The 23,353-nt window shown below is 45.4% G+C and carries 20 protein-coding genes and 2 tRNA genes; 9 read left to right on the plus strand and 13 right to left on the minus strand.

Annotated elements, in window-relative coordinates:
- Positions 1-4: 4 nt before the first annotated feature.
- The 3 genes from C942_RS25280 to C942_RS03020 form a co-directional block, all read right to left on the minus strand.
- The gene (locus tag C942_RS25280; RefSeq protein ID WP_007462284.1) at positions 5-166 is read right to left on the minus strand and encodes a hypothetical protein; all 162 of its coding nucleotides are present in this window, start codon (positions 164-166) and stop codon (positions 5-7) included.
- Positions 167-283: 117 nt separating this feature from the next.
- Positions 284-1,435, minus strand: coding sequence for a PQQ-dependent sugar dehydrogenase (locus tag C942_RS03015; RefSeq protein ID WP_007462286.1), 1,152 nt, complete (start codon positions 1,433-1,435; stop codon positions 284-286).
- 107 nt (positions 1,436-1,542) lie between these two features.
- On the minus strand, positions 1,543-1,866 hold the full coding sequence (locus C942_RS03020; RefSeq protein ID WP_007462287.1) for a hypothetical protein: 324 nt from the start codon (positions 1,864-1,866) through the stop codon (positions 1,543-1,545).
- A 229-nt stretch (positions 1,867-2,095) separates the two neighbouring features.
- On the opposite strand from C942_RS03020, the gene C942_RS03025 reads away from it, so the two are divergent.
- Positions 2,096-2,186, plus strand: a tRNA-Ser gene (locus tag C942_RS03025).
- 944 nt (positions 2,187-3,130) lie between these two features.
- Positions 3,131-4,396 (plus strand): RidA family protein, encoded by a 1,266-nt coding sequence (locus C942_RS03030; RefSeq protein ID WP_007462291.1) that lies wholly within the window; start codon positions 3,131-3,133, stop codon positions 4,394-4,396.
- Between the two features lie 274 nt (positions 4,397-4,670).
- On the opposite strand, the gene C942_RS03035 is transcribed toward C942_RS03030, so the two are convergent.
- On the minus strand, positions 4,671-5,594 hold the full coding sequence (locus C942_RS03035; RefSeq protein ID WP_007462293.1) for a histone deacetylase family protein: 924 nt from the start codon (positions 5,592-5,594) through the stop codon (positions 4,671-4,673).
- A gap of 136 nt (positions 5,595-5,730) precedes the next feature.
- Here C942_RS03035 and C942_RS03040 point away from each other — a divergent pair, with 136 nt between their 5' ends.
- Positions 5,731-6,072 (plus strand): histidine triad nucleotide-binding protein, encoded by a 342-nt coding sequence (locus tag C942_RS03040; protein WP_007462295.1) that lies wholly within the window; start codon positions 5,731-5,733, stop codon positions 6,070-6,072.
- Between the two features lie 19 nt (positions 6,073-6,091).
- Here the strand turns inward: C942_RS03040 and C942_RS03045 are convergent, their stop codons facing one another.
- Together C942_RS03045 and C942_RS03050 are read right to left on the minus strand one after the other, a co-directional pair.
- Positions 6,092-7,006 (minus strand): DMT family transporter, encoded by a 915-nt coding sequence (locus C942_RS03045; protein WP_007462297.1) that lies wholly within the window; start codon positions 7,004-7,006, stop codon positions 6,092-6,094.
- A 247-nt stretch (positions 7,007-7,253) separates the two neighbouring features.
- Positions 7,254-8,573 carry an ABC1 kinase family protein gene (locus C942_RS03050; RefSeq protein ID WP_036798432.1) on the minus strand — a complete coding sequence of 440 codons (1,320 nt, stop codon included), beginning with the start codon at positions 8,571-8,573 and terminating at the stop codon, positions 7,254-7,256.
- Positions 8,574-8,778: 205 nt separating this feature from the next.
- Here C942_RS03050 and C942_RS03055 point away from each other — a divergent pair, with 205 nt between their 5' ends.
- Positions 8,779-9,393 (plus strand): TetR/AcrR family transcriptional regulator, encoded by a 615-nt coding sequence (locus C942_RS03055; RefSeq protein ID WP_007462300.1) that lies wholly within the window; start codon positions 8,779-8,781, stop codon positions 9,391-9,393.
- A 45-nt stretch (positions 9,394-9,438) separates the two neighbouring features.
- Here the strand turns inward: C942_RS03055 and C942_RS03060 are convergent, their stop codons facing one another.
- A complete protein-coding gene (locus C942_RS03060) occupies positions 9,439-10,803 on the minus strand; it encodes an 8-oxoguanine deaminase (RefSeq protein WP_007462303.1) in 1,365 nt (454 codons plus the stop codon).
- A 338-nt stretch (positions 10,804-11,141) separates the two neighbouring features.
- Between C942_RS03060 and C942_RS03065 the strand changes: the two genes are divergently transcribed.
- Positions 11,142-11,645, plus strand: coding sequence for a DUF4442 domain-containing protein (locus C942_RS03065; RefSeq protein ID WP_007462306.1), 504 nt, complete (start codon positions 11,142-11,144; stop codon positions 11,643-11,645).
- Between the two features lie 120 nt (positions 11,646-11,765).
- Here the strand turns inward: C942_RS03065 and C942_RS03070 are convergent, their stop codons facing one another.
- The 6 genes from C942_RS03070 to C942_RS03095 form a co-directional block, all read right to left on the minus strand.
- Positions 11,766-13,241, minus strand: coding sequence for a peptide MFS transporter (locus C942_RS03070; protein ID WP_007462308.1), 1,476 nt, complete (start codon positions 13,239-13,241; stop codon positions 11,766-11,768).
- Between the two features lie 344 nt (positions 13,242-13,585).
- Positions 13,586-14,014 carry an ion channel gene (locus C942_RS03075; RefSeq protein WP_036798435.1) on the minus strand — a complete coding sequence of 143 codons (429 nt, stop codon included), beginning with the start codon at positions 14,012-14,014 and terminating at the stop codon, positions 13,586-13,588.
- A gap of 68 nt (positions 14,015-14,082) precedes the next feature.
- Positions 14,083-15,321 (minus strand): cation:proton antiporter, encoded by a 1,239-nt coding sequence (locus C942_RS03080; RefSeq protein ID WP_007462314.1) that lies wholly within the window; start codon positions 15,319-15,321, stop codon positions 14,083-14,085.
- Positions 15,322-15,554: 233 nt separating this feature from the next.
- Positions 15,555-16,394 carry an energy-coupling factor transporter transmembrane component T family protein gene (locus tag C942_RS03085; protein ID WP_007462317.1) on the minus strand — a complete coding sequence of 280 codons (840 nt, stop codon included), beginning with the start codon at positions 16,392-16,394 and terminating at the stop codon, positions 15,555-15,557.
- On the minus strand, positions 16,391-18,088 hold the full coding sequence (locus C942_RS03090) for an ABC transporter ATP-binding protein (protein ID WP_007462319.1): 1,698 nt from the start codon (positions 18,086-18,088) through the stop codon (positions 16,391-16,393). The genes C942_RS03085 and C942_RS03090 overlap by 4 nt, the downstream gene beginning before the upstream one ends.
- A gap of 3 nt (positions 18,089-18,091) precedes the next feature.
- A complete protein-coding gene (locus tag C942_RS03095; RefSeq protein WP_007462321.1) occupies positions 18,092-18,643 on the minus strand; it encodes an ECF-type riboflavin transporter substrate-binding protein in 552 nt (183 codons plus the stop codon).
- A 931-nt stretch (positions 18,644-19,574) separates the two neighbouring features.
- On the opposite strand from C942_RS03095, the gene uvrY reads away from it, so the two are divergent.
- The 4 genes from uvrY (at position 19,575) to C942_RS03115 (ending at position 22,982) form a co-directional block, all read left to right on the plus strand.
- Positions 19,575-20,219: a UvrY/SirA/GacA family response regulator transcription factor gene (gene uvrY, locus C942_RS03100; RefSeq protein WP_007462322.1), complete on the plus strand. Its 645-nt coding sequence runs from the start codon at positions 19,575-19,577 to the stop codon at positions 20,217-20,219.
- Positions 20,219-22,054, plus strand: coding sequence for an excinuclease ABC subunit UvrC (uvrC, locus tag C942_RS03105; RefSeq protein ID WP_083882289.1), 1,836 nt, complete (start codon positions 20,219-20,221; stop codon positions 22,052-22,054). Before uvrY ends, uvrC begins: the two co-directional genes overlap by 1 nt.
- A gap of 43 nt (positions 22,055-22,097) precedes the next feature.
- The gene (pgsA, locus tag C942_RS03110; RefSeq protein ID WP_007462327.1) at positions 22,098-22,655 is read left to right on the plus strand and encodes a CDP-diacylglycerol--glycerol-3-phosphate 3-phosphatidyltransferase; all 558 of its coding nucleotides are present in this window, start codon (positions 22,098-22,100) and stop codon (positions 22,653-22,655) included.
- A gap of 253 nt (positions 22,656-22,908) precedes the next feature.
- Positions 22,909-22,982, plus strand: a tRNA-Cys gene (locus C942_RS03115).
- The last annotated feature ends 371 nt before the right edge of the window (positions 22,983-23,353 follow it).

Below are 23,353 nucleotides of genomic sequence, written 5' to 3' on the forward strand. Positions count from 1 at the left end.
GATCTTAATTGTTAAGTTCAATATTGTTGTGTTGATGGCAGCCGCCATTCATGGCTTGATGAGCCAGTGAGTCCAGCAATGGTTGGCAGTGATGAACACCGAAAAGGGTGATTATCAGCAAGAGGGTCATCCGAGCCAGTTGCGCAATAAGGGATTGTGAAAACATCAATGCCTCTTAGTGTGAAAAAAGAGGCGGGATGGTAGAAGAAGGTTCTCTATGATGCAAATGAATAAAAATCAGCAAAATTATGCATTTTACGCATTGTGATGCTAAATAAAGCGGTTATGGTTGAACAGGTGAAATTTGGTACAAGTTACCGTTGTCCGTAGAAAAATAGATCAGGCCGTCCGGGCTTTGAATTAGCGCACGGACACGTTCTTCCAGCTCAGTAATTAACCGCTCTTCATTAATGATGTTTCCTGTTTCATCAAGGGAAAGGTGGTTGATGTGTTGAAGTTTTAGTGCGCCGGCAAATAAATCTCCCTGCCAATTCGGGAACGCTTCGCCGGTATAAAGCAGCAGGCTGCCTGGTGCGATGGACGGAATATAAACTTTCTTAGGCGATTCAATCCCTTCTTTTTCTGTAGCTTCTCCCACGGCTAGTGGTCCCCAGTATTCTTTGCCGTGAGACGTTATTGGCCACCCATAATTTTTCCCTTTAATGATCAGGTTTATCTCATCACCTCCCCGAGGCCCGTGTTCAATCGCCCATAAACGATTTGTCTGATAATCATAGGCAAGACCTTGTGGGTTACGGTGGCCATAGCTCCAGATTTCAGGACGGGCTGCCGATTGGTTGGCAAACGGATTGTCGGCCGGAATGGTGCCATCAAGGTTAAGGCGAAGAATACTACCTGCATGGTTGGTGAGATCCTGGCCATTTGGCCTGACACCGCGATCGCCGATTGAAAAGAATAGGTGTCCTTGTTCGTCGAACGTAATTCGACTGCCGAAGTGGCGAGATGTCCCGCTGGCAGAGTCAGTGGCCAACAGTTCCTGCCAGTCGGTCAGGGTTTCGTTGGAGAGCCTGGTCCGAGCAAGAGCCGTAATGTCTCCCTTGCTGGTATCTTGGCTGTAAGTGAAGTAAATCCACCCGTCTGGATACTGGTAATTTGGCTCAGTAATCACATCCATTAAACCTCCTTGTCCACTGGCTGCAATTTTTGGCAGTCCTCTGACAGGCTTGCGGGTGTTGTTTGTTAAATCCAGCAGGAGTGCGCTTCCTTGACGCTGGGTGATAAGTATTTGATTTTCTGTGATGAATGTCATTCCCCACGGGATACCCAGATTCTGGGTTACCAGTTTTATCTGGTAATTCATTCCGTCACTTATCCCTGTCATTACTGTTGAGGCATTACTGACAAGAGAGAAACTTAGCCCGAACAAAAAAAGAATAAATGAGACCAGCCAGTAATGCTTATCCTTTGTTTTCATGGGGAATACCTTTGATATTACTCTGTCGTAAGTAAAGACGATTTATTCGATACTTGCTGATAAATCGTAGGAAGAGTGTGGGGTAGCTTCGAGTCAGAATAAGTTAGCTATTGTCCGAACTGTGATGTCTTGAAGCTTCGGCTCAGTTCTGCTGTATGAGATTGTTTGTCATAGACACAGACCATCAGCGATTTTGGTGCTCGAAGACCGGAGCTTGAACGTAATTTTCCATTGGCTATAGCGAAGCCAAAGTGCTCGGAACCAAAGGGATCGGTATGAATCTGATAGTGAGAATATTCGCGATCAAACAGGCGGCTGCATGCAGTTTTGAGTCTGTCTTCAAATTCATCCCATGCCTCTGGTGATGAGGCTTGGGCAATTGCGACGTAACTAAGTGAGATCAAAATTAACAACGGGCGAGAAACAGCCATGCGCACTCCTTCTGCTTTTTGCTATTCGTTATATTTTCCAGTTTTGGCTATATATGTTTTATAGCGCAATTGCTTTCATGTACGTGAAAAATCATCGATTTAATACTGAGAATGGTGGGTTTGGATAATAAATAAACTGTTGGCTGTTTGGTTTGTCTGAATATTAAGCACTCGGTTTGCGAGGGTATTTACAGTTGAAAAAGCGATGTGTAATATACGCCGCACTTACGGAGAGATGGCTGAGTGGTTGAAAGCACCGGTCTTGAAAACCGGCATACGTTTGTAGCGTATCTAGGGTTCAAATCCCTATCTCTCCGCCAAATTTGAAGAAACCGCTGTACTTGCAGCGGTTTTTTTTCGTTTAGAGTTTGCGTGGCTAGGGATTTGATGCAAATCCGCCATACCCATAGCACTCCGCCATTTTTAGAAAAAGCCAGCTTAATCGCTGGCTTTTTTGCATTTGTTGCATGGGAAAGAATGAGATAGGGTGCAGGACCCTAGTAAGGGTTCAGCCGAGCGAAGCGAGACAACGTTGCTAGCCGAAGGCGTTTTATAGCAACGGCCCGAAGGGCGAAGTAAATCCCTATCTCTCCGCCACATTTGAAGAAACCGCTGTTCTTACAGCGGTTTTTTTCATTCTGAGTTTGCGTGGGTAGGGATTTGATGCAAATCCTCCATGCCCTGAAGCACTCCATCAGGTTCTAAAGCCCTAGCAGAAATGCTGGGGCTTTTTTGTATGGGAACTCTAGGGCTCCGCCATACCCCGAGCACTCCGCTACTTGTAGAAAAAGCCAGCTTAATCGCTGGCTTTTTTGCACTTGTCTCTTTGTCGACGCTCTTTGTTATAAGGAAAAAGAACTTTTTCAGACTTTTCGGGGAATTTATGCAGTTATAACGAAATAAATGGCACACTAATGGAGTCAGTGCTTGAAATCGAATGAACTTATTGTGATTGACCTATCAGAATTGAACAAAATTCGGCAAATGGGACAATTAACTCACTGAGATTATATTCACAATTGACGAATCAATCGCAGAAATAAAATGTTGTTACAGCCCGATTATTAATAATTTTGTGGATAATTAATCGTAAAGTGACTATTTATCCTATTTGGGCCCACGTTTAGTGAAAAAATGTTTTGATACGTGTCACATTCACTCCAAATAAATTCCCTTACCATTGCGCCAGTTTCGTTATTCATTCAAATAAAACCTATTAAAGATAAATAATTATCTCTGTACTACATATAAGGAAAATATCGACATGGCTGCCGGTATCATTAAAGTATCTCGCAACACCGAAAATGCTCCAAAAAGTGAACTATCATCTCAAACAGTTGCTTTTTCTCACTACAATAACTTTTCTGCACAATTACCTGTAGACCCTAAAACAGGCGAAATCGTTGTTGGTGACGTAAAAGAACAAGCAAAACAATGTTTGACTAACATTAAAGCCATTGTTGAAAGCATCGACCATGTTATGGATGATGTTGTTAAAATCAACGTGTTCCTAAAAGACATCGCAGACATGGAAGCTGTTGATGAAGTTTACGCAACTTTCTTCGACAACCTGATTCCAACTCGTACCGTAGTTCAAGTTGCTGCGTTGCCAATGAGCGATGCATTGGTTCAAATGGATGCACTTATCTCTAACGGTGAAGGTACTGCTCCTCAAGAGCCTTGCCCACTAGTAAAATTAACTCGCAATACTGAGAATGCTCCTAAAAATGCACTAGCATCACACACTGTTGCTTTCTCTCACTACAACAACATTTCTGCACAGCTTCCAGTAGACCCAAAAACTGGCGCTATGGTTGAAGGTGGCGTGAAAGAGCAAACAGCTCAGTGTTTGAAGAACATGAAAGCGATCCTTGAAAGCATCGACGTACCTTTCGATGACATCGTTAAAATCAACCTGTACCTAAGCGATCTAGCAAACGTTGATGCAGTGAACGAAGTGTACTCAACTTTCTTCCCTGATTCAGCTATCGCTCGCACAGTAGCTTACGTACCAGCACGTTCTGTCATTGCTGTAGACGCACTACCAATGGGCGCACTAGTACAAATCGATGCTTCTGTTTCTCACGGTGACGGTACACCACCACAAGAAGTTGAAGACCGTCACAACATCGTTATCCGTGCTAACAACACTGATGCTGCACCACGTAACCCACTACATACTCAAACAGTTGCTTTCTCTCACTACAACCACATCGCAGCACAGCTTCCTGTTGATGTAGCGAGCAATGCAATCGTTGCTGGTGGTGCTAAAGAGCAAGCGGAGCAATGCCTGAAAAACATCAAAGCTATCGTTGAAAGTGTTGACCACGTAATGGACGATATCGTTAAAATCAACATCCACCTTAAAGATGTTGCTGATATCGATGCAATCAACGAAGTTTACACAACTTTCTTCCAGGGTGACCTGCCAGCTCGCACAGTTGTTGGTGTTTCTCAAATAGAGATGGATGCGCTGGTACAAATCGACGCAGTTGTTTCTAACGGCGAAGGTACTCTTCCACAAGCTTAATAAGATATGAATACAGCTTATAGTCATTCAATCACTATAAGCTGTATTCAGTTTATCAAGTAGGGACAGGTTTTATTATTTGATGGTTTTAATAACTGTTAAATAATAAAATCTGTCTTTTTATTATATTTGAGTTATAAACCGTTCGTTTATTTGTTTTTTATTATTACTGCTAAAGTAATTAAAAACCATGATGTCTCTATGATGGAATAAAAGTCGAAATGCAGCTTATGTGATTTTCCTTTTATGCTCGAAGTTCAGAATGCATTAACCATTAACCATTAACCAGCACATCAATATGGGTATGAACGCTGTGGGCCAGTGCTTCAAGGTCATAGCCGCCTTCCAGCGTCGAAACTATTCGGTTATCGGCGTAACACGCTGCCGCATCAACAATGAGTTTTGTCACCCAACGATAATCGCTTTCATCAAGCAGAAGTTGCCCGAGTGGGTCCGCTTTGTGGGCATCAAAACCCGCTGAGACAAAAATCATTTGTGGCTGGTGGTAATGCAGGGCCGGAAGCCAGTCTTGTTCAATGACGTTACGGAACTGATAACCTGTTGTCCCTGCACGTAACGGTGAGTTCACTATGTTTGGCCGCTGGATATCGTAATAGCGCAGGGGATAGAAAGGGTGCTGGAAGGTGGAGCATACCAGCACCTCCGGCCTGTCTTTGAACGCATCTACTGTGCCGTTACAGTGGTGAACGTCGAAATCGAGGATGGCAACCCGTTCGATCTCATAATGAGTCAGTGCCTGTTCGACACCCACGGCAATATTATTAAAAAAGCAAAAACCCATCGCAGTGTTGTGCTCTGCGTGGTGTCCCGGCGGGCGTACAGCACAAAATGCATTCGATATTTTTCCTGAAAGTACCAGCTCTGTTGCCATGGTAACCGCCCCGGCAGCGAGCCGTGCTGCATGCATGGTATGGGGATTAAGGGCGGTATCAGGATCCGCATAAACCAGGCCGCGTTGCGGCTGCATACTGTCGAGCCTACGGATGTAGTCAGCCGGGTGGACTCTTTCCAGTTGCTCGTTTGTTGCTGATTCAGCAGAGAGCCATGTGACCTGGTTTCCTAGTTCTGTAGAAGCCAGATAGCTGGTGATGGCGCCAAGCCGTTCGGGGCACTCCGGGTGTTGTTCCCCCATTGAATGCAGCAGGTAATCTCCGTGGGTAATGAATGTTGTCGTCATTGCTGCGGCTCCTTCCCGAAAATGATCTCAGTGCTACGACATACTCCACTTAGAGAAATCCTGATGTAGCGCTTATGCTTAAGATATTCTGGCTATCTAAATATAGTTAAGTTGCCAAGATTGAGCGAGGAATCTAATGGATTGTATTTTCTGCAAAATTGCGAGCAAAGAGATCTCGACGAGTCTGGTTTATGAGGATGATCAGGTCGTTGCTTTCAGGGATAATGATCCGCAGGCACCGACTCATATACTCATCATTCCAAGAGAACATATCTCGACTATCAATGAGTTCAATGACAGTCACAGCGGGCTGATCAGCCATATGATGCTAACGGCGACCCAGATTGCGCGGGAGCTGGATATAGCGGATGACGGGTATCGTCTGGTATGGAACTGTAATCTGAAAGGCGGGCAGGCGGTTTTCCATATCCACCTGCATTTATTGGGCGGCCGCGAAATGAAATGGCCGCCGGGTTAATCCTGATTGCTAACCATGGTTAGTGATGTTGATGACGGCGTATGGCGGCAATGAATGAAGAGCTGCCTATCATAACCAGCATGGAAATCATCACAATGACCACGCCATAGCCGATGTGTGACCATGGCTCAACATGCCCCTGCATACGGTTCACGATCAATACCATTACCGGGATCAGGTATGTGTAAGCTGAAACCTGTTCCGGGGCAAGTGCTACGCTTCCTTGCTGAAACAGGAAGAAGCTAAGAGCTGTAGCAAATACCGCCAGATAGCCGATACCCATCCAGATATCTACTGAAACTGACGACCAGTCTGTCGCGACTAGCTTTGAGCCTGCACCAAGAGTAAGAAGGCCGGTTGCACAGACTAATGTCCAGCATGTCATGTAAGTAATCGACTCACCCCTATAGAGTTTTTTCACAACAATAGGGTTCAGCGCCATGGCGAAACAGCCGAATAGGTAAATCTTATTCGATGTTGTCAGTGCAATTGAAGATGCGGCAGAAAGATCACCACGGAAAATAATCAGTCCGGCGCCGAGCATACCGCCGAGCAGGGCAATGATGACAGTCATTGGTGTTCTGCGTCTGAAAATGATTGCTGCTAGCAATGCGCTCATCAAGGGTACGGTTGTGTATAACGCACTGGTATCAAGCGCACTGGTATCTTGCAGGGCAATAAACATAGCCACAAAGTAAGTCAGCGCCGGCAGGCAGATCAAGGTATAACGACCAAGATCTCTGGCACTTGGCAGTCGAAGTTGTCTCTGTACCAGCAATAATCCCAGAAACAGAATGCTGGCAAGCAGATAACGTACCCAGGTGACAACCAACGGATTCAGTTGCGCAGTGATAAAGCTGCCAATCGGAAAAGAAAGACTAATCAATGCTGTAAAGATAAACATCTTCAGATGCGCAACACGGTTTGTTGTCATAGGCTCGTTACTCGTTGTCGGTTGGAAAGGGGAGGGAATGTTGATGGGGGCTATTTAATCAATACTTGACTTTTGGGTCAAGAAATATGTGACACTAATCACAGACAATTTTGCACAGGTATTTCCGCTATGTTGGCTATGGATTAGCCCGGCGGGGATGGTGGTTTAGCCGGGACTGGGTATAGGTGTTAAAGAATATGGCTCCACCGTAAAACAGCCTCACCGTGAGTGACGCAAAGAAGTCGAATTACATTGAATAGGGCATAAAGATCCGGCTGACATTGACTCTGGCTTTCAGCCGGGCTGCAAGCAGGTAAAGGCCGCCAAGCTTCCGATGAAGGAAAATGGCATCAGCCGGTGGTGTATGCCAGTAACCCTGTTCCATACTTAGTGCCGTACCTGCATCACGTATTCGGGTAGCCAAATCTGTTACACCAAAATCGTATTCACCGTTGAATTTGAGGGGTTCGCAAGCCTGAACGCAGAGATCAATCACAGCTTCTTGTTGCTGAGGTTCTATCGGTTGGCTGAAGAAGCCGATTTGGCACAACGCGTCTTGCATCATTTTTCTGTTATCGGTAACGGCACCGCTCATTAACTGACGGTAGCCTTCCGAAATAAAGTCAGGATAGGGGCGGGTGGCGCCAAAATCGAGTAGAACCAATTGGTGCGTGCTTTTGTTGTAGAGAAAGTTGGCAAAATTAGGATCAGTTTGTACTAGTCGAAATTCGAAAATCTCACGGAAAAGGAGCTTGAACGCCAGCTCCATTACCCTGTTACGAATAAATTGTGACTGATTGCTCAGTGACTCAATGGGCTCACCTTCAACATAGCTCATTGCCAGAATATTACGTGTTGTCAGGTCGTCGAATACTTCTGGCAGCAAATAATCATCATCAGCTAGCAGGCTTTTGTAGGTGCGTAATAAGCGTGCTTCCAGCTGGTAATCGGCTTCGGCATGAAGTTGGTGTTTGGCTTCTTCCAGCAGAGCTTTAAAGTCGACCTCTTTGGGAATAAGGCCGCTTATATTCAACAGGGTTGCTACATTATCAACATCACTGTCGATACTTTCCTTGATGCCCGGATATTGAATCTTCAGTGCGAGATGGCGTCCGTCATGTGTACTGGCGGCATGGACCTGACCAATAGATGCCGCAGCCACCGGGTAAAATGAAAATTGACTGAATTGAGCCTGCCAATTCGGATTCCATTCTGTTTCAAGAACATGGTTTAGTTGGCTGATCGGCATCGCTCTGGCGTCCGCCCTTAAGCGTGAAAGCAGCTCAGCGAGTTCTTTTGGTAACAGATCACCTGCATCCATAGAAAGTAGTTGGCCGACCTTCATCGCTGCACCACGAAGCTGAGCAAGTTGGTCAGCAACGCGAATCGCATTAGCCGGTGTCAGCAGCAAATCACTGGTTTTGGGTCGGTTACCTTTAGCCAGTTGTCTGACACCTTCGGTGAGCATACCTGTTGCTACACGTGAGGCTAGTGAGCCGAGTTTGGTCATTCTGGCTATGCGGCTTTTAGGGACTCTAGCAAAATTCCGATCATCCGTTTTGTTCATTACAGGCTCCGTTCAAGGCACTATTTGCTAATGATATTGGGTCTTTTCGGTAGCAGATACGCTCAAATCTTGCTAAGGGTTTAATGTCATTGGCATTGAGTTACGGATGTTTTGATGTCACTTTCGATGTCATACCAGATCCATTATGATTTATCGCAGTAAAAACAAAGTACTGAATACGTACAGTGTAGGAGACGGGGCTTTAATGTCGCGAATCAGAGAGAAAAATCAGGAACAGATCATTCAGGCCGCCTGCCAGTATTTTGCTGGGCAGGGTTATGCTGCTGCGAAAGTCGCCGACATTGCCAAAGCAGCTGGAGTGCCGAAACCGAATGTTTACTATTACTTTAAGTCGAAAGATCAGTTGTACAGAGCTGTGCTGGAGAGTGTGACTCAGCCTTTGCTTCAAGCCTCAAAACCCATTGAGTTGCTTGACGATCCGGCTGAAGCTTTGAGTGAATATATCAAAGCCAAGTTGAGGATTTCCCGCGATCACTCTTATGCTTCGAAAGTGTTCGCGAATGAAATGATGTCCGGTGCTGAATATTTGCCTCAGGACATTGCCGACCAGTTGCAAAGCCAGTCGAAGATGATCATCAGCAAGTTTGAAAACTGGATTGAGCAGGGTGCGATGGACAATGTATCGCCGCAGCATCTCATGTTTACTATCTGGGCAACAACACAAACCTATGCTGACTTCAGCTGGCAGATTTGTAAGGTGATGGAAAAAGAACAGCTTGATGATCAGGACTTTACTGAAGCTGCGGCATTTCTGACTCGTATGGTGCTCAGAGGTTGTGGGCTAGAGGAACATGAATAAAGCCGATCATTTGGATCGGCTTAGATCTTAATAGATTTTAACTAATTATCTGGCTTGCTGAGCTTTCATGGCCAGACGTTTGGCTGCATTACGATGTTTGTGCAGCAACTGCTCAAGATCAACCCCGATAACATGACCATCGTGAACCCGCCACTGACCGGCAACCATAACACGGTCTGCTTGGTGGGCACCGCACAGGAGCAGCGCGGCTAGCGGGTCATGGGCTCCGGAGAAGCGGATATCATCTAAGCGGAACATAGCAATATCAGCTTGCTTACCGACGGCAAGAGTGCCGATATCTCTGCGGCCCATCGCGTTGGCTGACCCTGAAGTTGCCCAGCGCAGGGCGTCGAAGTGAGTAACATCAGCGGAGCCATAGCGCAGTCGCTGGATGTATAGCGCCATTCTAACTTCATTGATCATATTGGAGCCGTCGTTGGATGCAGAGCCGTCAACGCCAAGGCCGACATTTGCTCCAGCGGCTTCCAGCTCTTTGTTTCGGCATATGCCTGAGGCCAGCATCATATTGGATGATGGACAATGACAGATCCCGACGTTTGCTTCACCTAAGCGTTTAATTTCTTCGTCGTTAAAATGGATACCATGTGCCAGCCAGGTTCTGTGGTTCAGCCAGCCGACATCTTCGAGGTAATCAACTGGCCTTAATCCGAATTGTTGCAGGCAGAAGTCTTCTTCATCAATGGTTTCACAAAGGTGGGTGTGAACCATGATATTTTCATTTTTTGCGATCCGGGCGGTTTCCCTCATCAGCGAGGTAGTCACAGAGAATGGGGAGCAGGGCGCAAGAGCCAGCTGGATCATGGCTCCGTTACCGCGCTGGTGGTAGTCACGGATCAGGCGCAGGCTGTCGTCTATGATAGTTTGCTCATTCTGAATGGTATGACGGGGAGGCAAGCCACCGTCGTCTTCACCTAAGCTCATTGAGCCCCGGGTGAAAATCGCACGTACGCCCAGTTTTTTGGCTGCTTCAACCTGGAGATCAATTGCGTGTTCAAGCCCGGTAGGGATGAGATAGTGATGGTCGGAAGCCGTTGTACAGCCAGACATCATGAGTTCTACCAAAGCTAACTCGGTAGCCAGGCTCATCATCTCTTCATCGAGTCCTGCCCATACGGGGTAGAGGGTTTTCAGCCAGTGGAATAACTCTTTGTTAAGTGCGTCAGGATAGGCACGGGTAAGAGTCTGGTAGAAATGGTGGTGGGCATTAATTAGTCCGGGAGTGACAACATGCTGGCTGGCATCGATAACAGCATCTATTTTCTGGCTCGGTTCTTTACCTGAACCGACAAGCTCAATAACCTTATCACCTTGGATAACGACACCACAGCGGGCATCTTCATCAGTTCCGGTGAAAATAGCTAATGGGTTTTTAAGCCAAATGGTTTCCATTCATAGTAATCCTTAGCCATCTCAGCCTTTTCAGGGGAGAGGGTCTTTAATCGTATTTTTTAGTTAATCGGAAATATCGGATTGTTGCTCTCGGTTTTGATCGTGGCCGGAAGCAATGCATGGGAAGATTATCAGGGCTTTATGTAATGTGTCTGCGCTTTTGATCAATATCTTAATTGTCGATATCCGGTTTATTGTGTCATTCATCATTTTGTGTGTTGTTTTTGTTCTTTTCAGGTGGTTTATTCGTAGTTTTTAGCTATTGATGTATAGAAAATTGACAATTTTCATATTGGCGACTTAACTGGTCTAATGAGTTAGCTTAAAGAGGCAAGGCCATGGATAGCAGAGTCGCTCAGGCAAATAAGCTGTTGAAAAGGTTCGCTCAAGAGAAGGTAAAACTGATTGATTATTGCGAGCCGGAGATAGTGGAAATCAGTGATGAACATCTTTCGCTGAAAATTCCGCTGAATGATAAAACGAAAAATCACCTGGAAAGTATGTACTTCGGAGCCCTGGCTATTGGCGCTGATGTGGCAGCAGGACTATTGGCGATGGAGATGGCCGGTCACTCGGGAATGGATGTCTCACTGGCATTCAAATCGGTTCAGGGTGAATTCTTCCGCCGCCCGGAAGCAGATGTGGTATTTAGCTGTTATCAGGGAAGTATGATTCGTGAGATGTTGGACAGAAGTTGTATGACTGGTGAACGGATTAATGAACCGGTGTCTATAACGGTTACCTGCCCGGATAAAGACGGTAATGAACCGGTTGCCAGTTTCAGTCTGACATTATCATTAAAGGTTGCATCGCCGGTTGCTCAGCAGCAGACAGGCTCATGAATAGTTATTGGATAGTCCAAGAACATTTCCTGAATATGCTCTTAAACATTTCCTGGAATAAAATGGCCTCCCAAGGGAGGCCGTTGTTATGAATAACGAATAATTGATGGTGAGCTGATATTAACCTTCAGCTTCCGGTACAGCCACACCTTGTGCTTCTTCGCTGCTCTTTAGCATTGCGCGGATGATGCGTGAAGCCATCAGAGCCACAACTACCATCACTGCAGCCAGTACGGTTAGTGTGCTGAAGTAACTACCGTAAACTGTTTGTACGATTTCCTGAGTGATTTCCTGCCCTTTTTCCAGAGCGATAGAAGTAGAGAATACCGCGCCAACGATACCACTCAGTGCGATAGCAACAGAGAACAGGCTGACTGAGAAGTTTTCGATATGCTTTGGTGCCACAGACAGGATGAAGGCTACCACCAGGCTACCAACAATAACTTCAGCCAGAGATTGGAAGAAGTGGACTGCCAGGAATACCTCAGGACGGATAATCGCATCCGGGCCAACAGACATAACAGCCATAGTAAGAATACTGAATGCAATAGCCGTCAGGATAAAGGCAAAGCCGACTTTGGTTGCGGTAGAGAAATTGATGTTGCGTTTTTCCAGGTTAGAAAAAGTTATCGCAACGATTGGGCCACCGACGATACACCACAGCGGGTTCATCGCCATAGAGGCTTCTGGCGCAAATGGAATAAAGCCGAACAGATCGCCACGCATGGTATTGATGGTTACCATGGTCATGGAAGTCATTATCTGGCCGTAGTAAACGAAGAAAGCGGTAGTCAGCGCGGTCATGATCAGGATCGTACCCATCTTCAGTGCGTCTGATCTTTCTGCTTTTAGCATCAGAGAAATGAAGTAACAGATCGCTGCTGCACCAATCGCATATACGATGTTCTGACCGATATCCATGTTAGAGAACATGAAGAACACCAGACTAATCATTGAGATAGAAACGGCGATAAATGCAACCCAGTTTTTAGCACTGACAGGCTTCTGATCGATTTCTGCGGCAACGGTTTTTAGTTGTTTGCGGAATATAGCCAGGATAACGAAAGCCATGAATGCCATCGATGCAGACAGGGCAAAGCTACCGTTGAAACCCAGAACAAGAACAAACATAGGGAACAGGTACTGACCAAGGAATGCACCAATGTTGTTAACGGAATAGTTTACCGGGTAGCCGTTTTCAAAGTCTTCTTCTGTAGCAAAAGTACGTTTGTAAAGGCTTGGGTAAGATGGTGACATCAGGCCTCGGGAGTAACTTGCCAGTGCAATACCCACCAGGCTCATCGGTACGTTAAGTGTCGATGCGCCTAGTACCAAGAGGGTATAACCGACAGCAAACCCGCTGAAGCTGAAGGTTAGTGAGCGATAAGCTCCAAGGAATTTATCGGCAATAAAACCACCGGCAATCGCGAATAAAGGACCAATAGATGAAAACGCGCCAACAACCATCATGGTATCAGCTTCACTGTACCCGAGATCTTCTAAGAAGAAGCGGGTCAAAATAACCATTACGCCGTAAAAAGACAGGCCAAACATCATTTGGCAAATCATCATGGACTTATTTAATTTATTCCACATAACTCATTCTCTGTGTTAATGGATGATCGGAAAGTGTGTTTGTAAGACTTTGTAAATATGCGCAGATTCTACCATTAGTAGTGGTTGGTGACTTTTGTTTTAAGTCGCAAAAACGCATCCTTATTTATTACTTTTTTTTATATTTAAATTTAATTTTTCTCATTGATGTGGTTATTTTTGATAGCGATTTATTTTGTTTTTTGGTGGTTATGTGGGGAATTGTATGAGGTTCATGTCTTTTTCAAGACATTGTTAAATGTTTGATGTAGTTGAGTTTTTGTGTTTGCAATATTTCTGATAATGATAGAATGAGCTCAAATATCGCTATTTGTAATACAAGTGAGTTATTTTCCAAGGTTCCAATAACGTCGCATTTCCAAATAAAGAAAAGAGGCTGTCCAGGTTATTAAAACTAATCCTGTTAATGATTCGATACCTGTGAGATAACGCAGGTTACCGGTCGGTTCAATATCACCGAAGCCCAGCGTCGTAAATGTAGTAAAAGAGAAATAAGTACAATCTAATAAGCTACCGTCAAAATTACCGGATAAATCTCCCCAGCCTTCGTGGTGATGCATCCAATAATAGGCGAATGCAAAAATCCAGACTTCCACAGTATGCGCAATGAGTGCGCCGAAAACACCTATAACAATTCTGAAGCGATGAAATATGGTCATTTTAGGAATGAGAGTTGTGAGGTGGTACAGAAACTCGTAATGGATAATGACCGCAATGACAGCTATGGCGCTGTTGACGATAAAAATGAAAATCACTTTGCCATTCCTTATGCTGTGTATTCCTCAGGTGAAATATGCTGTGCTCCCTGCTAAACCTATCTTAATCACGGCTCTGTATTCTCGGGCCTCGCATAGATAAGTTTCAAAAGTATCGGGGTTAGCAGCGTTGTCACAACGGCCATAATGACGACTGCAGAGTATATGTTGTCAATTATCGGGTGTTTAACTGTCAGAGAATCAAATAATCCAGCTTTCAGGGCGATATCGGCGATGACTAGCTCTACAGCACCACGGGCACTCATACCGACACCAATCGCAGTGGCTTCCTGCCAGCTCATTCCAATCATTTTTGCAGCAACTCCGGCTGCCAGGAACTTACCTAAGAATGCCGTTAGCAAAAGAAGTCCGACAAATACAGGGACAACAAAAATGGCTGTAATATCTAAATGAAGCCCGACGGAAGCAAAAAAGATTGGTGCCAGGAAACCATAGGTGATGGCAGAAACTTTGTTGCGAACTTCTTCGTAGGCTTCCGGGTCGATGGTTTTCCTGTCGAAGAACAGGCCGGCTATGAAGGCACCGATGATAAAGTGCAAATCAAGAACTTCCGCCAGCACCGCAAACGCCATCGCTCCGACCAGCAGGGAGGTAAACTTAAATTCCCGCTCTTTAATTGCTCCTATGAAACGCCCACCCAGCGGGAAGATGAACACCCCGACAAAAATTGTGATGATGAAAAAGGCGGCCATTTTAGTCACAAGCGGAATGATTTCGACATTACTGACTGAAGGATCTGTGGCGATTAAAGCCGTCAGCCAAGTTAGCAGCAGCAGGCTTAATACATCATCAAAAACAGCAGCAGAAACGATTATTTGCCCGGAAGCTGAATTAAGTTTGCCAAGATCCATCAGAATTCGCACAGTCGCCGGGACAGCAGTAATCGACAGGGCGGTACCAAGAAAAATACACTGAGCAAAAAAGACATCTGAATGAGGCAGGAACAGCCATCCCAGCCCGACTCCCAGCAACATCGGCAAAATCATACCAAATATCGCAACTATTAGTGCTCCTCGGGAGTACTCGATCAGTTTGTTGGGTTGAAGCTCCAGTCCGGCCAGCAACATAATGAAGAACATGCCAAGATCTGTGATGGCGTGAAATACCGGATCATGTTCAACGCCATGCAGGAATGGGAGTAACTCGGTGTATTGTGCGGCAATTACGCCAAGAGTAATCCCGGCAATGAGTTCGCCGACCAGGCTAGGTTGTCCTAAACGTTCGGCAATTTCACCAAAGATTCGGGTAGTTACAAGGAGAGTGAGCAGAATGAAAAAAAGTTCCATAACCTATCCTGGGCGGCGAGCATGATGTCGACAGTAGATGGCGAATAGTGTCAGGGTAATTGTTTTATTTTCAGTGGCTTTAAATAGAGAATAGTTTTCGTCGGATAAGAGAGCAAGCCGTTGTTGATGGATATCCTTCGCTCAGCTTGAGAGGGCTGCGTGTTTATTCGGACATAAAAGAAAAGCCGCATGATGCGGCTTTTCAGAATGATTTGAACGAGGTTGAGAGGGTATCAGAACGGATACCAGAACAACTGCTCAGACTGAGCTCGGCGGATAAAACCAAGTATCAGCACAATGGTGATAACAGCCAGAACGGCGTAGTCAGCTTTGGTCATCGGTTTCAGGCTATACCAGCTACGCTTTTTGTTGCGGCCAAAGCCACGCAGTGTCATCGCATTGGAAATGACGTCGGCACGATCAAGGCTTGAGAAAATCAGAGGGCCGAGGATCTTGGCAACATTCTTAATTCGAGTCAGTACCGGCGCGTTCTTTGAAATATCCACTCCACGAGCCTGCTGGGCATGCATGATGTTGATGAAATCTTTGGTTACTTCAGGCAGGTAGCGCAGGGTCAGGCTGACGGCATAAGCAATACGATAAGGTACGCCGAGCTTGTTCAGGCTGGCAGAGAATTCTGTCGGATGTGTTGTGAACACAAAGACCAGAGCAATCGGGAACATACTGAAGTATTTAAGGGTTACCGTCAGTAGGTAGAATAGCGTTTCTGTGGTGATGGAGTAGTTACCTGCCATTGATAGCAGAACTGTTTCAGTTCCCATGTATTCAGTCCCTTGCTGAGGTGCAATCAGGAACATGAACAGGGCATTCATTAGCAACACTGTCGCTGTACCAATCATCAGGGATTTGTAGACAGCAAAAGGTACACGGCTGAGTTTTAACAGGGTGAAACCGACCAGAATCAGTCCGCAAATTACTCGCAGATCAAAGGTGATCAAAACCATGGTAACCCAGCTCATAAACAGGATGAACTTGGTTATACCGTTTAGCGCGTGCAAAGGTGAACCGGTATTAACGTAGCTGATACCGAATTTTATTTTATTTGTTTTCATGCGTTTTTATTTGCCTCATGGTTAATGAAGCAACGAATAAAGTTATCGATTCGTTCGATGCCCAACTTTTTGCCCAATGTATAAAGGCTGGTTACTGTCAGGTTGGCTTTTTCCAGTAATTCAGGCTGGCTGAAAATTGAGTTTACAGGCTGGTCGGCCAGTAAGTGACTGTCGGCAATAACAATGGCACGGTCGGTATATTCAAGTACCAGGTGCATGTCATGCGAGATGATCACAATCGTAATACCCAGCTTTTTGTTGAGTTCACGGATGAAGGCCATCATTGATGTGTAGTGGTGGTAATCCTGACCTGCAGTCGGTTCATCAAGAATCAGCAGTTCAGGCTCAAGCACTAGGATTGTTGCAATAGTTACTCGCTTTTTCTGTCCATAGCTCAATGCTTCGATAGGCCAGTGGCGGTATCGACCTAAGCCACACAGTTCCAGTACATCATGTACTTTCTTATCGACGATGTCTTCGGCAACACCGCGGTTACGCAGACCAGATGCTACTTCATCGAAAATCATGTGATGAGAAATCATATGATTCGGGTTCTGCAGTACAATACCGATATGCTGGCTGCGGTCAAAAATGGAGCAGTCAGCCAGATTGCGGCCATTAAATTCGATGCTGCCGGTGTCCGGTTCCAGTACACCCATGATGAGGCGGGTGATGGTTGATTTGCCCGAACCATTCTTACCAAGAATCGAAACGAACTCACCTTTATTGACTGAGAAACTTACATTATCCAACGTATTACGTTGATCATCGTAGGAGTAGCTCAGGTTTTTAACCGACAGCAAAGGTGTGCTGCCTTGGTTCTCGCTGACGACGTCACCTTGTTCAAACCACTCAAGTAGTTGTGGCTTGAAGTCGTCAATTGTCATTGATGACAGGCTGGAAGGTTTGTCTTCAGCCGTGATGGTGCAGCCAGCTGCTTTCATTGCTGAAATATAAAGAGGCTCACGGATGCCGTGCTGTTGAAGAAGTTGGCTTGCCAGCAGTTCATCCGGTGTCATGTTGGCTACAATTTCGCCGCGCTCCATCATGATGATACGGTCGACATCGCGATGAAGCACATCTTCCAGACGGTGCTCAATAATAATCACTGTTTTACCAGTGTTTTTATGTAGCTGGTCGATGATTTCGATGGTTGCTTTGCCTGTTTGCGGATCCAGGCTTGCCAATGGCTCATCAAAAAGCAGGATGTCGACATCATCGACCATTACACCTGCCAGTGAGACACGTTGTTTCTGGCCGCCGCTGAGATCAAACGGAGACAGTTCCAGCATCTCGTCAAGATCAACCATCTCGGCTGTTTTTTTGACGATATCGTGCATTTCTCCCTGAGGAATCATCTGGTTCTCAAGGGCAAATGCGATATCTTCACCAATGCTCAGTCCTACAAACTGACCGTCTGTATCCTGAAGTACAGTTCCGACCATATTCGTACACTGGTGGAGATCCATTTTTTGGGTGTCGTGCCCATTGATAGTCAGGCTTCCGGTGATATCACCTTTGACTGCAAATGGGATGAGTCCGTTCAAACATTGGCCAAGGGTGGACTTACCGCTACCACTTGGGCCAACGATGACAACCTTTTCGCCTTTCTCGATCGTCAGATCAATATTTTTCAGGGTCGGTTTTTCCAGCGCCCAATACTTGAACGAGAAATTAGAAAACTTAATTGTCATGCTTTAGTAAGCCTCTTTCAGGTTGTAGCTTTGCTGCTTGCGCTTGGCAACAGCGGTTAGGATGAAGTGGCCGACAATGGCGATAAGCACAGTGTTACCTGCAGCAATGATGGTGAGCTGAGCCAATACCTTGGTAAAAGGTTCTGCATAAAGGACGGCATCAAGGAAGGCGGAACAGCCATAGCCCACAACGTTGCCAATAAAGGCAAGAAGTACAAACAGGGTAAAGTCCAGTTTCGAGAACAGGCCTTTCTCAAGACGCTCTTTGGTAATTTTGGGGTACAGGCCGATTAGCATGCCGACAATGCCTGAGCCGAGAACCCAGGTAATCCAGACACCCCAGCCCGCGAACAGGTCAGTAACCCAGTGGCCAATGAAGCCGACAAGGAAGCCAACAAGAGGGCCGAAAAGAACGCCAAACAATGCTAAAACAGCCATAGCTGGCTTCAGGGTGGTGTTAGCAAAGACAGGGATACCAAACATAGGCAAGCCGCCTATGCCGTACAGGGCTGCGCCGATGGCAATAAGAACCACAGTCTTGGCAGAAAGATTCATGACATAACCTTCAATTAACTCTCTATGGGTATTTGCTTTTTTATGTCCACCAGAGATGCTTAACCTGAAGCTATCGCCGCACTGCCTGATCTACAGGAACAAAAAAACACACCAATGGTGTGTATGGGCCTGTGCGCAAATATCCTTTTTTGAGCAAGAGCGGTTATGTGGGTAGACATAAGCGGCGGCAATCATACATGAAGCGAAAGCATAAAGGAACGCTTTACATCTAGACGTCTAAGGAATAAGCGTTTTGCAGAAGATCGGGTCATGGAGAAAATAAATGACGACTTATTTGTGATTATCTTTATGTGAGAAAAATCGAGGAGAAGAAGTGTAGAGATAGGGAAGCATGTGTGCCGGTGTCGCATAAACAACACAGAATGAGCTTTTTTACCCGAAATGGTGAGATGGTTTGAGCTGATTGGCTAGCATCTCAGATAGTATTGTATTGTTTGGTAGTCACTAATGATGAGTTTACAGAATCAAGAACTTTATCTTTTATGACAAATAAACTGCTGACTTGAATAGAGAAATCATGAGTTTTTGAGGTTTGAGAGCAATAAATTTAGTCCACGTGGTTAAATCACCAACTTTACATGTAAAATACAGCTAACAAGCCTGATGTATAGATATCGGTCTTAGGCAATGTTTCTGCTTGCTTTGTAAGCAACCGGATATATTGAATTTTATACTTTATTTTTTTGCATATTTGGTAAATACTGCTGCTCAGCACGATTTCTATTGAAGCTTGCAAAAAACTTACGAAGGGCCAATTTTGTCAAGTTGTAACTTGAAGCGAAAACTTGCGCTGATACACAGAAACAGCATGGGTTCAGATTTCAAGTTGGGGTAAAATTGGGTAATATCATTTATAGCTATCCCGCCAATTCCGGCTGGGTGCAGAGCCAAATCATATTGGAGATACAGCTTGATTAATGTATTCCTTGTAGATGATCACGAACTGGTTCGCACAGGGATCCGACGTCTGCTTGAAGATGTCCGTGGTATTAAAGTGGTAGGGGAAGCCGACAGTGGTGAAGAAGCCGTAAAATGGTGTCGTAGCAATCATGCAGACATCGTTCTTATGGATATGAATATGCCTGGGATCGGTGGTCTGGAAGCTACCCGTAAGATTCTTCGCTTTAATCCCGATGTTAAAATTATCGTATTGACCATTCATACCGAGAATCCGTTTCCGACGAAAGTCATGCAGGCGGGCGCTGCCGGTTACCTGACAAAAGGTGCTGGGCCTGATGAAATGGTGAATGCAATTCGTACGGTTAACAGCGGCCAACGTTACATTTCGCCTGAAATTGCACAGCAAATGGCCCTGAGCCAGTTTGTTCCGGATTCAGAAAATCCTTTTAAAGACCTTTCTGAACGTGAATTGCAGATCATGATGATGATCACCAAAGGGCAGAAAGTGACTGAGATTTCGGAGCAACTGAATCTGAGCCCTAAAACGGTTAACAGTTACCGTTACCGCCTGTTCAATAAACTGGACATTAATGGCGATGTAGAGCTGACCCACCTTGCAATACGACATGGAATGCTAGACACAGAGACGTTGTAGTGTCCGAACCATTTGATTCAAAAGCTTTTTTGAAAACTGTTACTCACCAACCCGGCGTCTACAGAATGTATGATGCGGTTGGTGAGGTTATTTATGTCGGTAAAGCAAAGGATTTGAAAAAGCGTCTTTCCAGCTACTTTCGGGCGAATGTAGCGGGAGAGAAAACCCGGGCTTTGGTTAAAAACATTTGCAAAGTGGATGTCACGGTAACCCATACCGAAACCGAAGCCCTGATCCTTGAGCATAACTACATTAAGCTGTACCTGCCAAAATATAACGTGCTGCTTCGGGACGATAAGTCCTACCCTTATATCTTCCTCAGTGCCAATGCACACCCTCGTTTAACGATTCATCGCGGCACCAAAAAGCGCAAAGGCGAATATTTTGGCCCTTACCCTGATTCCGGCGCAGTGCGCGAAAGCCTTCACCTGTTGCAGAAAATTTTCCCTGTCCGCCAGTGTGAAGATTCTGTTTATGCTAACCGTAGTCGGCCATGTTTGATGTATCAGATTGGTCGTTGCCTAGGCCCGTGCGTGAAAGGTTTGGTAAGTGAAGAGGAATATAAAGAACAGGTTAACTACGTGCGTTTGTTCCTACAGGGTAAAGATCGGCAGGTTATTGCATCTCTTGTCGAAAAAATGGAGCAAGCCAGCCAACAGTTAGCATTTGAGAAAGCTGCCACTTATCGAGATCAAATTCAGGCGTTACGCCGGGTGCAGGAGCAGCAGTTTGTCAGCCATGACAGCGAAGATGATATGGATGTGATTGGTATAGCTCATGAGCAGGGAATGGCTTGTATCCATGCGTTGTATATCCGGCAGGGTAAGATCCTCGGTAGTCGCAGTTATTTTCCGAAGATGCCAATTGACGCGGAGCTTACCGAAGTCTTATCCAGTTTTGTCAGTCAGTTCTATCTGAATCAGGCTGAAGGAAGGGTGATTCCTTCAGTTATTTTGCTCGGCGCAGATCCGGGCGAAGAGAAAAAAATCATCGCAGAAACACTGACAGAATTGGCTGGCCGTAAAATCGAGCTCAAAACCCATTCCAGGGGGAATCGGGCTCGTTATCTCAAGTTGGCACAAACTAATGCCAGCACTGCACTGACAAGTAAGCTCAACCATAAAATGACGATTCAGCAGCGCTTTTCTGAATTGAGTAATGCGCTAAATCTTCGTGTCCTGGAGCGGATGGAGTGTTTTGATATCAGTCATACCATGGGTGAGAAGACGGTTGCTTCCTGCGTGGTGTTTAATCAGGACGGTCCGCTGAAGCAGGAATATCGTCGTTACAATATCACCGGTATTACCGGCGGTGATGATTATGCTGCGATGGCTCAGGCTTTAACTCGCAGATACGATAAACAGTTGGATCCAGATAAGATTCCCGACATTATTTTTATCGATGGGGGTAGAGGTCAGCTGTCAAGAGCGTATGATGTAGTAAGTCCACTGATGGAAGAGTGGCCTAAACGTTCGCTGTTGGTCGGTGTGGCAAAAGGAACAACCCGAAAACCCGGGCTGGAAACCCTGCTTCTGGTTACCGGAGAGGAGTTCTCGATGCCGTCCGATTCGCCTGCTTTGCATTTGATCCAGCATATTCGTGACGAAAGTCATAATCATGCAATCAGTGGTCACCGTGCTCAGCGTGCGAAAGTCAGAAAACGTAGCGTTCTGGAAGATGTGGAAGGCATTGGCCCGAAACGTCGTCAGGCTCTGCTGAAATACATGGGTGGATTACAAGAACTGAAAAGAGCCAGCAAAGAAGAAATTGCCAAAGTTCCTGGTATTAGTAAGTCTTTGGCAGATAAAATTTATGACGCATTGCAGCATGGCTAGCAATGCGGCTCCCCAATGAAGTCAATCATAAGAACTAAGAATTATGCGTTTAACGATTCCTAACATACTCAGCTTCATCCGCCTGTTGCTTATCCCATTTTTTGTGATCACTTTTTATCTGCCTTATGAGTGGGCGCCTTTTGCAACTGCGATGATCTTCTTTGGTGCCGGTGTAACAGACTGGTTCGATGGCTTCCTTGCTCGTAAATTAAATCAGACCACCCGTTTTGGTGCTTTCATTGATCCGGTTGCCGACAAGGTGATGGTTGCAACTGCGATGGTTTTGGTTGTCGAGCACTATCATTCAATTTGGGTAACAATCCCTGCTGTTACCATGATTAGCCGTGAGATTATTATTTCAGCACTTCGTGAGTGGATGGCAGAGCTAGGTAAGCGCTCTAGTGTTGCTGTTTCATGGGTTGGTAAAGTTAAAACTGCGTCTCAGATGTTTGCGTTGCTGGTTCTGTTGTGGCACCCGAATGAGTGGGTTGTTTGGACCGGTTATGCCGCTCTTTATGTCGCGATGGTGCTGACATACTGGTCAATGTATATCTACCTGAAGGCAGCAAAAAATGATCTGCTGAACTCAGAAGATATTTGATCTCTTGTAAAAGAAATCTCGAAAGGCGGCTCAATGAGCCGCCTTTTCTTTGTTCACTCTATTTTGTCTATCGGCATAAGTGATGAGTTTCTTGGGGAATAAAAAGTACTTATTGGCTAATGTTTGATGTGGATGGTGAAATTTAAAGCGAACGATTGTTTTTTTTTATTTTTTCCGTGACACAGTGGGGAGTATCTGTAAAATGGCCGCCATACCGAACAGGACATTGTCCCAAACGGTAGTAATAAAAGATGGCGCGTTGGCAGAGTGGCTATGCAGCGGATTGCAAATCCGTGGACCTCGGTTCGACTCCGGGACGCGCCTCCATCTCTTTCAGGTTTAACTAATCTGAATATGACAGGCCAGCTTATGCTGGTTTTTTTGTATCTGGCGTTCGCCAAAATCTCTTCTTTGAAATTCTCGTGGCCAATTATCTTTGGGGCTGTTCCTAAGTGCTCTTCATGTCACTTGCTTTTAAAACCCAGCTTTTAAGTCTTTGTTTTCTTTTTGTCGTTTCTTTATTTTGTTTTAGTCTGCCGATTAGCCGGTGGGTGTATTTGGTAGATTGTTAAACCTTTTGCAACAAACAAGTGTATTGCTGGTGATATATTCACTAAAAGTGGCTCGGTAAAATAGCTGAATAACACTATCCGGCTAAATTTATAATTAGCAGGTCCGGAAAAAATAAGATGAGCATA

Source organism: Photobacterium marinum (genome assembly GCF_000331515.1).
Lineage (GTDB): Bacteria > Pseudomonadota > Gammaproteobacteria > Enterobacterales > Vibrionaceae > Photobacterium > Photobacterium marinum.